The organism is Allorhizobium borbori, from assembly GCF_014196535.1.
Taxonomy (GTDB): Bacteria; Pseudomonadota; Alphaproteobacteria; order Rhizobiales; family Rhizobiaceae; genus Ectorhizobium; species Ectorhizobium borbori.
In genome coordinates, this window is the sequence record NZ_JACIDU010000009.1 from 89,835 (window position 1) to 102,332 (window position 12,498).

The 12,498-nt window shown below is 60.9% G+C and carries 9 protein-coding genes; 3 read left to right on the forward strand and 6 right to left on the reverse strand.

Annotation, left to right across the window (positions count from 1 at the left end; genetic code table 11):
• The first annotated feature begins 2 nt into the window (after positions 1-2).
• Positions 3-1,070: a histidinol-phosphate transaminase gene (hisC, locus tag GGQ66_RS12425; protein ID WP_183792953.1), complete on the forward strand. Its 1,068-nt coding sequence runs from the start codon at positions 3-5 to the stop codon at positions 1,068-1,070.
• A 3-nt stretch (positions 1,071-1,073) separates the two neighbouring features.
• Here the strand turns inward: hisC and GGQ66_RS12430 are convergent, their stop codons facing one another.
• The 4 genes from GGQ66_RS12430 to GGQ66_RS12445 form a co-directional block, all read right to left on the reverse strand.
• A complete protein-coding gene (locus GGQ66_RS12430; protein ID WP_183792955.1) occupies positions 1,074-1,481 on the reverse strand; it encodes a hypothetical protein in 408 nt (135 codons plus the stop codon).
• 35 nt (positions 1,482-1,516) lie between these two features.
• Entirely contained in the window at positions 1,517-2,182 is a 666-nt protein-coding gene (locus GGQ66_RS12435; protein ID WP_183792957.1) for a YiaD family glycine zipper/OmpA-like lipoprotein, read from the reverse strand.
• A 114-nt stretch (positions 2,183-2,296) separates the two neighbouring features.
• Complete coding sequence (gene ispG, locus GGQ66_RS12440; RefSeq protein ID WP_183792959.1) at positions 2,297-3,553, reverse strand: flavodoxin-dependent (E)-4-hydroxy-3-methylbut-2-enyl-diphosphate synthase; 1,257 nt, start codon at positions 3,551-3,553, stop codon at positions 2,297-2,299.
• A 93-nt stretch (positions 3,554-3,646) separates the two neighbouring features.
• On the reverse strand, positions 3,647-4,840 hold the full coding sequence (locus tag GGQ66_RS12445; protein WP_237358896.1) for an MFS transporter: 1,194 nt from the start codon (positions 4,838-4,840) through the stop codon (positions 3,647-3,649).
• Between the two features lie 159 nt (positions 4,841-4,999).
• Between GGQ66_RS12445 and GGQ66_RS12450 the strand changes: the two genes are divergently transcribed.
• Positions 5,000-5,899, forward strand: a complete 900-nt coding sequence (locus GGQ66_RS12450; RefSeq protein WP_183792962.1) for a DMT family transporter — start codon at positions 5,000-5,002, stop codon at positions 5,897-5,899.
• Positions 5,900-5,939: 40 nt separating this feature from the next.
• Here the strand turns inward: GGQ66_RS12450 and pyc are convergent, their stop codons facing one another.
• Positions 5,940-9,398, reverse strand: coding sequence for a pyruvate carboxylase (pyc, locus tag GGQ66_RS12455; protein ID WP_183792965.1), 3,459 nt, complete (start codon positions 9,396-9,398; stop codon positions 5,940-5,942).
• Positions 9,399-9,656: 258 nt separating this feature from the next.
• Positions 9,657-10,400 carry a LuxR family transcriptional regulator gene (locus GGQ66_RS12460; RefSeq protein ID WP_183792967.1) on the reverse strand — a complete coding sequence of 248 codons (744 nt, stop codon included), beginning with the start codon at positions 10,398-10,400 and terminating at the stop codon, positions 9,657-9,659.
• Between the two features lie 334 nt (positions 10,401-10,734).
• On the opposite strand from GGQ66_RS12460, the gene GGQ66_RS12465 reads away from it, so the two are divergent.
• On the forward strand, positions 10,735-12,498 hold the full coding sequence (locus tag GGQ66_RS12465; RefSeq protein WP_183793138.1) for a glucan ABC transporter ATP-binding protein/ permease: 1,764 nt from the start codon (positions 10,735-10,737) through the stop codon (positions 12,496-12,498).

Genomic DNA, 12,498 nt, shown 5'->3' on the forward strand with positions numbered 1-12,498 from the left:
GCATGAGCAAATTCTGGTCGCCCCTCGTCGCTTCGCTTGAACCCTACGTGGCCGGTGAACAGCCAGCCATTCCGGATCTCATCAAGCTGAACACCAATGAGAACCCGTGGGGTCCATCGCCCCGCGTTCTCGATGCCATCCGCACGGCGGCAACCGACGACCTCCGGCTCTACCCGGATCCGTCAGCGACCCGTCTGCGCCAGACCCTGGCCACTTATCACGGCGTATCGCCGGATCAGGTCTTCGTCGGCAACGGCTCGGACGAGGTGCTGGCCTTCCTGTTTGCCGGCCTGCTGAAGCACGACGCGCCTTTGCTCTATCCAGACATCACCTACAGCTTCTACCCGACCTATAGCCGCCTCTTCGACATAAACACGCGGATCATTCCGCTTTCGGACGATTTCCGTATTCGTCCGGAGGACTATGCGGGACCTTGTGGCGCAATCATCCTTCCCAATCCGAACGCACCGACGGGCATCGGCCTGCCGCTTGCCGATATCTCGCAACTGGCCAGCACCCATGCGGATCAGGTCGTGGCGATCGACGAAGCCTATGTGGATTTCGGCGGCGAGACCGCCATTCCTCTCGTTGCCACACATGAGAATGTCATTGTCATCCGCACCTTCTCCAAGTCGCGATCACTGGCCGGCCTGCGCATTGGCTATGCGATTGCGCAGCGCCCGCTGATCGAGGCGCTGGAGCAGATGAAGGACAGCTTCAACTCCTATCCGCTGGACCGGCTGGCGCAGGTTGCCGCCATCGCCTCCATAGAGGATGAGGCATGGTTCTCCAGCCATCGCGACCGGCTGATCGCCATTCGTGAGGACCTGACAGCAAAGCTTGAGGCGCGCGGTTTCGAAGTGCTGCCCTCTCAGGCCAATTTCGTCTTTGCTCGTAAACCCGGTTTCGAAGGCAAGACACTGGCAACGGCGCTCAGACAACGCGCCGTGATCGTGCGCCATTTCGCCAGGCCCCGCATTTCGGATTTCCTGCGCATCACCATCGGCTCGGAAGCCGAATGTGCCCGGCTGATTGCCGCGCTCGACGCAATTTTCGAGAGCGCGAACTGATCGTCAGCCCGGATCGGGCCTGACCTTGAACACATCATCGCCAACGAAGACGATGACGTAACCGCCCTCAGGCTCAGGAGCCTTCGCCCATTCGCGAAGCTGGCTGACATGGGGCTCCTGCCGCCATGCATCGGGATAAGCGGGATCGACCAGAATGGTCGTCTGGGGTCCCTGCCGGTAGACCATCATATGCGCGACAGTCGGCTCCCATTCGGCGCCTAGCCGCGCATCCGTCATCCATTCGCAGAAGAAATCCCGGCAGAGCCGGGGCCGGGCGGGATAGATCGCGCAGCCTCCCGCCGGGCTGCAATGCGCGCATGGCACATTCGCCGGTTTGTCGAGCGCGTCGATATCCGGCAGCCAGCAGCAGAGAATGCAGGTGCCGCAGGAGCGGCCCGCCGGTTCAGGCATGGCAGGGCGCTCCCGCAACAAACAAATGCGCTGGATCAGCCCTGACGGATCGGGGCGATCTGGATTTCCACGCGGCGATTCTGGGCGCGGCCCTGCGGCGTGGAATTCGAGGCGACGGGCTGCGACATGCCGTAACCGAGCGCCGAAACGCGGCGCTGGTCGAGGCCCTGACCACCGAGATAGGTGGCCACCGACATGGCGCGGCGCTCCGACAGGCCCTGATTGTAGGCAGCGTTGCCGACCGAGTCCGTATGGCCGTTCACATCGACGAGCGTCTTGTTGAACTTGTTCAGCACGATGGCGACGGAGTTCAGTGTCGGATAGAATTCCGGCTTGATCGCATCCTGATCGGTGTCGAAGGTGATGTTCGACGGCATGTTCAGGATGATACGATCACCGGCGCGGGTGACGGAAACACCCGTGCCCTGCAGTTCGGCGCGAAGCTGGGCTTCCTGCTGATCCATGTAATTACCGATGAGACCGCCACCGAGCGCGCCGATGCCGGCGCCGATGAGGGCGGCATTGCGGCGGCTGTTGGCGTCATGACCGACGGCGAGACCGCCGAGCGCACCGACGGTCGCGCCCAGAAGCGCCCCGCCCGAGGTCTTCGACATCTGCTGTTCACCCGTATAGGGATTGGTAGTGGTGCAAGAGGCCAGAAGGCCGGCTGCAACGGCCAGCGTGATAACCTTTTTCAACATGAAAGCTCCGAATATCCCTGTGTGCAAGCCAGCACTGCCGAACCAGCCGTGATGCGTCGAACTGAATCGCAGAAGCATTTACTTTTGATTAAGGCCAAATCTTGAAGGCCGGGCTCATTCCGCAGCCTGTTTTCCCGAACCGTAGCGTTTTTCGATGTATTCGATCACCAGCGCCTCGAAATCGGCGGCGATGTTCGGCCCGCGCAGCGTCATGGCCTTCTGACCGTCGATGAAGACGGGGGCGGACGGCGTCTCGCCCGTGCCCGGCAAGGAAATGCCGATATCGGCATGCTTGCTTTCGCCGGGACCATTGACGATGCAGCCCATGACGGCGACGTTCAGCCCCTCGACACCCGGATATTTCTCGCGCCAGACCGGCATGTTCTTGCGAATATCGTCCTGAATACGCTGCGCCAGTTCCTGGAATACGGTGGACGTGGTGCGCCCGCAACCCGGACAGGCGGCAACGACCGGAATGAACTGGCGGAAACCCATGACCTGCAGAAGTTCCTGCGCCACCTGCACTTCGCGGGTGCGATCACCATTCGGTTCCGGTGTCAGCGAAACGCGGATCGTATCGCCGATACCCTGCTGCAGCACATAGCCCATGGCCGCAGAGGAAGCGACGATACCCTTCGAGCCCATGCCCGCTTCGGTGAGACCGAGATGCAGCGCATGGTCGGAACGTTCCGACAGCATGGAATAGACCGCGATAAGGTCCTGCACCTGGCTGACCTTGGCGGAGAGAATGATGTGGTCACGCGGCAGGCCGATCTCTTCCGCAAGTTCGGCCGAAATCAGCGCCGACTGAACGATGGCTTCGCGCGTCACCTGCCGGGCCGACAGCGGAAAGCCCTCTGCCTGATTCTTGTCCATCAGGGTCGTCAGCAGCTCCTGATCGAGCGATCCCCAGTTCACGCCAATGCGGACCGGCTTGTCGTAACGGATCGCCATTTCGACGATCTCGGCAAACTGCTTGTCCTTCTTGTCCTTGAAACCCACATTGCCGGGATTGATACGGTATTTTGCCAGCGCCTCGGCGCAGGCCGGGTGATCGGCCAGAAGCTTGTGGCCGATATAATGGAAATCACCTACCAGCGGCACGTCGAGCCCAAGGCGCAGCAGGCGTTCGCGGATTTTCGGCACGGCAGCGGCGCTCTCGTCGCGGTCGACGGTGATGCGCACGATTTCAGACCCGGCCTTGAACAGTGCCGCGACCTGCGCCACCGTGGCGTCCACATCCGCCGTATCGGTGTTGGTCATGGATTGCACCACGACCGGGGCGCCTCCCCCTACAATCACGCCGCCGACATCGACGGCGACGGAGGCGCGGCGCGGTTTCGGATCGTAATCGGCAAGGCAAGACGACATGGCGGCCCTTATGAACAAGCGGACTGACTGATTTTGAGGTGGCGCAAGCTTTACGCCTTGTCAACCGCTTCGGCCATCACTTTTCTCAAGCAGTCACTTGCGTTCGGCGTGACGCACCAGATGCGAAAGCGCCAATACCGTGAGCGCCAGAAGCGGCATGGCCATGAATACCGTGCCGAGACCGGCATGGGCGGCAATGAAACCGATGATGGACGGCGCGAACAGGATACCGGAATAGCCGAGCGTCGTGACCACAGAAAGGCCGATGCCGGAGGGCACGCCCGGAATGGAACCCGCCGCCGAGTAGATGATCGGTGACATGTTCGCAATGCCGATACCGGCAATGGCAAACCCGATGAGCGCGACAGTCGTGGTGGGCGCGACACCGGCGATGAAGAGGCCGATCATGCCAAGCGCTGCAGATGCGCGCAGCGTCCTCACCGGCCCGAACCGATCACGCACGAGATCGCCGGCAAAACGCATCGCCGCCATGGTCAGCGAGAAGGCGGCATAGGCAAAGCCGGAAACGGCAAGCGGAGCCCCGAGTTCGTTCTTGAGATAAAGCGCACTCCAATCGAGCATCGCGCCTTCGGGGATCATCGAAAACAGCGCAATGAGGCCGATCAGCCAGGGCAAGGGCGTTGCCGGCAGCCGCAGTTTTTCCTTGCCTCCGTCCACACTGGCCTCCGGCGCGTCGTGGCGGTAGAGAACCGGCCAGGTGGCGGCAATGAGCAAGCCGATGACGACGGTCACGAGAACGGCATGGCCGAATATCCCGAGAACTTCGATGAGATAGCCGCCAATACCCGCGCCGAGCAGGCCGCCAAGGCTCCAGAAGGCATGGCAGGACGACATGATGGCCCGATGCATGGCTTTTTCCACCGCCACCGCATTGGCGTTCATCGCCACATCCATGGCACCGATGAAACCGCCGAAGAGAAACATGGCCACCGCCGCACTCAGCCAGCCGGGCGACAGCGTAATCAGCAACAGCATCGGCATCAGCGCGAAGCCGGACATGAGCGAGATGCGACCGGACCCGAGCCGCGCCACCATTGCGCCGGCCACGGGCATCATCAGAAGCGAGCCGATGCCGAAGATCATGATCATGACCCCGAGTGCGCTCTCGCCGAGCGCCAGACGCTGGGCGAATTCCGGGATTTTCGGCGCCCAGGAACCGGCGGCAAAGCCATTGGCAAGGAAAAGCAGCGATACGCCGAGCCGGATGCCGGGAAAAAACCCGGTTGGTCGCACGGTCGCATTTTTCTCCAAAACAGCCGATTCCATCGTTGAATCCATCTCCTGCAACGTTTCCGGTCGAGACTTATGCATGGTTTTAGCGCTGTGAACAGTCAATTTCCCTTACAATTGACATATCCTGACAAATGACAGATGCATGGTGGCCGCGCTCTGGTCGTCCCCTCTGCGGCGCTTCGCAGGCCGCTCATGTCTCCATCCACAAAAAGCACCATTCCAGCCGGCATCGCATTTTCCTGCGTCAGCTATGCGCTGTTCAATTTTCACGATGCAGCGGTGAAGCTTCTGGTGGAAGGCGATATTCCCGTTTTCGAGGTCCTCTTCACCCGGTCCCTTGCCATTCTCATCGGCTGTATCCTGATCGGTGGCGGTCGCGCCCACATTGCCCGCACCATCGCCTCACCGGTCATGAAGCCGATGGTACTGCGCTCCTTTTTGCTGCTCGGCGCCTGGCTCTGCTATTATTCGGCGGCACGTTATCTGCCGCTCGGACAATTGATGACGCTTTATTATGCAGCCCCCATCGCCGCTACCTTGCTCGCCGTACCGATACTCAAAGAAACCGTGCCGCCCATTCGCTGGATCGCCATCCTCACCGGCTTTGCGGGCGTTGCAGCCGCCTCCGGCATCACCCGGCTTGAGGTGAGTGGCGCGGCCCTGCTCGCGCTGACCGCCGCCGTGCTCTGGGCCAGCGCCACCATCTATCTGCGCAGAACGGCCATGGCGGAAAAGACCATTGTGCAGATGACCATTACCAACGCCATGTTCGTGATCGCGATGACTGCCGCCACCGCCTTCTTCTGGACGACACCGAGCTGGTCGCAAATGGGGCTGCTGCTCGGCACCGCGGTGTTCGGCGGGCTGGCCCAATATGCCCTGTTCGAAAGTATCCGTCGCGCGCCGGTCTCCGTGCTCGCCCCTTTCGAATATTCCGCCCTCGTCTGGGCCTTCCTGCTCGGCTACGTTATCTGGGGTGACACGCCCACGACGAACGTCGTCATCGGTGCGCTGATGATCGCGTCGGCCGGCCTCATCATCGTTCTCTCCGAACGGCGCGCCTGGAAAAAGGAAAAGGCCCAGCAAAGCTGAGCCTCAACCATTCGCTTGTCTGCGTTGATGCGGTTGGCTGTTAACCGCCGTATACGATCAGCAGGTCCTTGGCGTCGATCTGATCGCCCGGCTTCACCAGCACTTCGGCAATCGTCGCATCCCGTTCGGCGTGCAGCGCCGTTTCCATCTTCATCGCTTCGATGGAAACGAGCACATCACCCGCCTTCACTTCCTGGCCGACATTCACGAAGACGGTGGAGATGACGCCCGGCATCGGCGCGCCGAGATGCGCGCCATTGCCAGCTTCGGCCTTGCGGCGTGCCTTGGCGGAAGCAGCCAGTGAGCGATCCGGCACCTTGATGAGGCGCGGCTGGCCGTTCAGCTCGAAGAACACCTTGACCAGACCCTGCTCGTCGGGATCGGAGGTCGCCAGCAGCACGACAACGAGATCCTTGCCCTTTTCGATCTGCGCCGAAACTTCCTCGCCGTTTTCCAGACCGTAGAAATAGGCGGGCGTCGGCAGAACCGAAACCGGACCATAGGTCTGGCTGGCCAGAGCGAAGTCGGTGAAGACCTTCGGATACATCAGGTAGGAGGCAAACTCGTAGTCGTTGATGGCACGATCGAGCTTGGTTTCGATCGTCTTGCGCTCGGCGTCGAGATCAGCTTCCGGCAGCAGCGAACCCGGCACCACCGTATAGGGCGTGTCACCCTTCAGCGCCTTCTTCTGCAGCGCGGCCGGCCAGCCGCCCGGAGGCTGACCGAGATCGCCCTTGAGCATGGAAATCGCCGATTCCGGGAAGGACACATCCTTGTCCGGGTTCTCGACATCCGCAACCGTCAGATCCTGGCTGACCATCATCAGCGCCATGTCGCCCACCACCTTGGAGGACGGCGTGACCTTGACGATATCGCCGAACATCTTGTTCGCGTCGGCATAGGCTTGCGCCACTTCATGCCAGCGGGATTCAAGACCGAGCGAACGAGCCTGTTCCTTGAGGTTGGTGAACTGGCCACCCGGCATTTCATGAAGATAGACTTCCGAGGCCGGTCCCTTGAGATCGCTTTCGAAGGCCGCATACTGGTTGCGCACCGCTTCCCAATAGAAGGACAGGCGGCGAATCCAGGCGGCGTCCAGACCGCTGTCGCGTTCGGTGCCCTTGAGCGCTTCGACGATGGAGCCGAGGCAGGGCTGCGACGTGCCGCCGGAGAAGGCGTCCATGGCAGCATCGACGGCATCGACGCCCGCATCGACCGCTGCCAGCACGCTGGCCGCAGAAACGCCGGACGTATCATGTGTATGGAAGTGGATCGGCAGGCCGGTCGCCTCGCGCAACGCCTTGAACAGGACCTTGGCCGCGCCGGGCTTCAGAAGGCCCGCCATGTCCTTGACGGCGATGATGTTGGCGCCGGCCTTCTCCAGTTCGACCGCCAGATCGGTGTAATATTTCAGGCTGTACTTGGCCCGTTCCGGATCGAGAATATCGCCGGTGTAGCAGATCGCCGCCTCGCAAAGCTTGTTCTCTTCAAGGATGGCGTCCATCGACACACGCATGTTGTCGACCCAGTTAAGGCAGTCGAACACGCGGAACAGATCGATGCCGCCGCGCGCGGCCTGACGCACGAAATACTTCACGACATTGTCGGGATAGTTCTTGTAGCCAACGCCGTTCGCCCCGCGCAGAAGCATCTGCAACAGGATATTTGGCGCGCTTTCACGGATCAGCGCCAGACGCTCCCACGGGTCTTCCGTCAGGAAGCGCATGGACACGTCGAAAGTCGCGCCGCCCCAGCATTCCAGCGAGAACAGGCCCGGCAGAGCCTTGGCATAGGTGCCGGCGACCGAGGCGATGTCATAGGTGCGCATGCGCGTGGCGAGCAGCGACTGATGACCGTCACGCATGGTCGTGTCGGTCAGCAGAACACGCTTTTCATTGCGCATCCACTCGGCGAACCCCTTCGGGCCGAGCGCATCGAGCTTCTGTTTCGTACCGTCGAGGATCGGTGCATCGATGCCGGGCACGACCGGCGCAGCGGCATCGGCCGAAGGCCTGGCGCGGCCACGCGTCTCCGGATGACCGTTTACCGTCACATCGGCGAGATAGGTCAGAAGCTTGGTCGCGCGGTCCTGACGCTTCACCTGCTGGAAAAGCTCCGGCGTCGAGTCGATGAAACGCGTGGTGTAGGTGTTATCCTTGAACTTCGGATGCGTGATGATCGCTTCGAGGAAGGTCAGGTTGGTGGCGACGCCACGGATACGGAATTCGCGCAACGCGCGATCCATGCGGCTGATCGCCTGATCGGCGGTCGGCGCCCAGGCCGTGACCTTCACCAGCAGCGGATCATAGAAGCGGGTGATGATGGCGCCTGCATAAGCGGTACCGCCATCGAGACGGATGCCGAAACCCGCCGCCGAACGGTAGGCGGTGATGCGACCGTAGTCCGGAATGAAGTTGTGTTCCGGATCTTCAGTGGTGATGCGGCACTGCATGGCATGGCCGTTCAGCCGGATCGCTTCCTGCGGCGGCACGCCGGATTCGGGTGTGCCGATGGCATAGCCTTCAAGAACGTGAATCTGCGCCTTGACGATATCGATACCCGTGACCGTTTCGGTCACGGTATGCTCCACCTGAATGCGCGGGTTCACTTCGATGAAGTAGAATTTGCCGGTATCGGCGTCCATCAGATACTCGACCGTGCCGGCACCGATGTAATTCGTCGCCTTCGCGATCTTCAGCGAATAATCCGCCAGTTCCTGACGCTGGGCCTCGGAAAGATAGGGGGCCGGGGCACGCTCCACGACCTTCTGGTTACGACGCTGGATGGAGCAGTCACGCTCGAAGAGATGAACGGCATTGCCGTGCGTGTCGCCGAGAATCTGGCTTTCGACGTGGCGGGCACGCTCGACGAGCTTTTCCAGATAGACCTCGTCCTTGCCGAAGGCAGCCTTGGCCTCGCGCTTGGCTTCCGTCACCTCGCGCATCAGGTCGTCGGCGGAACGAATGACGCGCATGCCGCGACCGCCACCGCCCCAGGAGGCCTTGAGCATCACCGGATAACCGATCTCCTCGGCCATGCGTGCGACTTCCGCCGGATCGTCCGGCAGCGGTTCGGTGGCCGGAACCACCGGCACGTTCACCGACATTGCCAGGTTGCGGGCAGCCACCTTGTTGCCAAGCCGGCGCATGGTTTCGGCCTTCGGACCGATGAAAATGATACCTGCATCGTTGCAGGCCTCTACGAATTCAGGACTTTCGGAGAGGAGGCCGTAACCGGGATGGATGGCATCTGCACCGGAGAGTTTTGCGACGCGAATGATTTCCTCGATAGACAGGTAACTCTCGATCGGCCCCATGTCTTTCGAAAGATGCGGGCCCCGCCCGATCCGGTAGCTTTCGTCGGCCTTGAAGCGGTGGAGCGACAGCTTGTCCTCCTCGGCCCATACGGCGACGGTTGCGATCCCCAATTCATTGGCTGCCCGGAACACACGGATAGCGATCTCAGATCGGTTGGCAACGAGTATCTTTTTGATCCGCAAGTCGAAATCTCCTCCAGGTCGTGCGTTTTCCAGCACGCCGAAACGCCTCTCGCCGACCCTGCTCACGCCGGGAACCGGACGAACCATGTTCAAATGCACCGCGTTCAATTGCAACCGGGCAATGGCCGTCAGACGGCCTCCCAAGCACTCCTCACCCGGTTCACGCGGATGTTAGCGACTCACCTGATGATGCGCAATTTCACCTTAGAACTATTTTGCGCCGCCGAACGGGATTCTGGGTAGGCGTGCACTGGGTGGTCAGACCAGAAGCCCGCGACGGAAGGCGAGAGAGATCGCGTGCTGGCGATTGCGGGCCTCCAGCTTGTCCTGCAAGCCGTTGACGTACCAGTCAACCGTATGGTTGGAGATGGAGAGTTCGCGGGCGATTTCGTTCGATGTCAGCCCCTCGGCCAGAAGGGCAATGACTTCCTTTTCGCGCCGCGTCATGGAAACCGGCTGATCGGATGGTGGCAGGCTGGTCGGAATGACCCCGTCACCCAGATTGACGATACGCCAGAAGAGGTGGTTGACCGCAGCATTCATCAGACGAAGCTCCATCGGGGCGATATCGCTGCGTCGCCCGGCCACTGCAATGGCCCCCATCAGGCCAAGACGTCCGTAGATCGGAAAGAGATAACCGTCCTCGATCCCGAAACGCATACGATCGGCAGCCAGTCGCTCGATGCCACGCCGATGGGTATCTTTCTCGAACGCGCCATAGGCGTCCGCGAAGCGATAGTAGCCCTGCGCCGCCGAGAGGTGTCGCAAAACGGGATCGATGAGATGATACCCGCGCGACATGTAGAAATCGACCCAGTTTTCCGGAAGTTGGTGATGCAGGATGCGGAAAACGGAGGTTTCGCTGACCATGGGAATGCGCAGAACCGCGTAGTGGCCGTAGCCCTCATCATCGAGAATTCCGGTGAAAGCGTCCATGAGTCGCTCGAGCGAATCGCACTCATCAACGGCCATTAGGAACTGGATGATGCTATCTGATTGCACGATGCCTCCGATCACTCATTGCCGATCCGGAGCGAATGATCGCCCTCAGTGGGGAGGAAGCACGAACTGCCCCGAACATGAAAATCAACCTATCAATAACCATAAGCTTAGACAATTAACCCGCTACGCGCAAAACGATTATTGACCTGCAAAAAATAACGTTGCCCGATTGCGCAACAGCACGCGGAGAGGCATGTATCGGCCATAACAAAACTGTGTTCCCGTGATCAAAAGTGAATTATGGTTCTCGCAGTTCGCATGCTACCCAAGCGTCGGGTGACGGAACAGCCGCGGTCTGGAAATTGCGGTGTCCGGCTTTGTCGAGGTTTCCCATTTGTCACTGTTGCAGGTCTATCTCCGCGCGCTGAAGTATCTCGGAGCCAATCGTCTTCGTGTTTCGATGGTCGTCGTCGCCAATGCGGTGCTGGCCGTCATCACCATCGCGGAACCCATTCTGTTCGGCAAGATCATCGAGGCCATTTCCAGCAAGGGGGACGTAAAGCCCGTTCTGATGATGTGGGCCGGCTTCGCCGTCTTCAACACCATCGCCTTCGTGCTGGTGGCTCGCGAAGCAGACCGCCTTGCCCATGGCCGGCGTGCATCGCTGCTCACGGAAGCCTTCGAGCGCATCGTCTCCATGCCGCTGTCCTGGCATAACCGCCGGGGCACGTCGAATGCGCTCCACACGCTGCTGCGCGCCTCCGATTCGCTGTTCGGCTTATGGCTGGAATTCATGCGCTCGCATCTGGCGACCGCCGTGGCCTTGGCTTTGTTGATCCCGACCGCGCTGTCCATGGATGTGCGGCTTACCATGGTGCTTCTTGGCCTCGGCGTGCTCTATCTGCTGATCGGCAAGCTGGTCATGAGCAAGACCAAAGATGGCCAGGCCTCCGTGGAAGGCCACTACCATCGCGTCTTTTCCCATATCAGCGATTGCATCAGCAACGTTTCGGTCATTCACAGCTACAACCGCATCGAGGCCGAAACACGCGCCTTGAAGGAATTCACGCGCAAGCTTCTCTCGGCGCAATATCCGGTTCTCGACTGGTGGGCGCTGGCCAGCGCGCTCAACCGCATGGCCTCCACCATCTCGATGATGATCATCCTCGTCATCGGCACGGTGCTCGTCCAGAAGGGCGAGATGAAGGTCGGTGATGTCATCGCCTTTACCGGCTTTGCAACGCTGCTCATCGGCCGCCTCGATCTGTTGCTACAGTTCACCAACCAGATCTTCGAGGCCCGCGCCAAGCTGGAGGACTTCTACAAGCTGGAAGACGCCGTGCGTGAGCGTGAGGACAATACCGACGCCGCCGAACTGAAGAATGTGAAGGGCAATATCGAGTTCCGCAACGTGTCCTTCGATTTTGCCAAGACGACGCAGGGCATCCACAACGTCTCCTTCACGGTCGACGCCGGCCAGACACTTGCCATTGTCGGCCCGACCGGCGCCGGCAAGACCACCCTCGTCAACCTTCTCCAGCGCGTTCACGAACCGCAGGAGGGCGCCATCCTCATCGATGGCACCGACATCGCCACGGTTACGCGGCAATCGCTGCGCCGGGCCATCGCCACCGTGTTCCAGGATTCAGGCCTGCTCGACCGCTCGATTGCGGAGAACATCCGGCTCGGGCGCGAAAACGCCACCGATGACGACGTGCACCGCGCCGCAGAAGCCGCCGCAGCCCGTGACTTCATCGAGAGCCGCGTCGAACACTACGATACCCGCGTCGGCGAACGCGGTAACCGCCTCTCGGGCGGCGAGCGCCAGCGCATCGCCATCGCCCGCGCCATCCTCAAGGATGCGCCCATCCTGATCCTTGACGAGGCGACCAGCGCACTCGACGTGGAAACCGAAGCCAAGGTGAAGGAAGCGATCGACCGGCTGCGCAAGGGCCGCACCACCTTCATCATCGCTCACCGCCTCTCGACCATTCGTGACGCCGACCGGGTGATCTTCCTTGAACATGGCCACATCCTCGAAACCGGCACCTATGATGAACTGAGCCATGCCGGCGGGCGCTTCTCTGCGCTTCTGCGCGAAAGCGGCATTTCCATCGAGGAAGACGATGCGCGAGCCCGGGCCAAGCAGCCCCAGTGA

Coding starts and splice junctions, on each gene's coding strand:
- hisC (WP_183792953.1), top strand. CDS start 3: ATGAGCAAATTCTGGTCGCCCCTCGTCGCTTCGCTTGAACCCTACGTG.
- GGQ66_RS12430 (WP_183792955.1), bottom strand. CDS start 1,481: ATGCCTGAACCGGCGGGCCGCTCCTGCGGCACCTGCATTCTCTGCTGC.
- GGQ66_RS12435 (WP_183792957.1), bottom strand. CDS start 2,182: ATGTTGAAAAAGGTTATCACGCTGGCCGTTGCAGCCGGCCTTCTGGCC.
- ispG (WP_183792959.1), bottom strand. CDS start 3,553: ATGTCGTCTTGCCTTGCCGATTACGATCCGAAACCGCGCCGCGCCTCC.
- GGQ66_RS12445 (WP_237358896.1), bottom strand. CDS start 4,840: ATGGAATCGGCTGTTTTGGAGAAAAATGCGACCGTGCGACCAACCGGG.
- GGQ66_RS12450 (WP_183792962.1), top strand. CDS start 5,000: ATGTCTCCATCCACAAAAAGCACCATTCCAGCCGGCATCGCATTTTCC.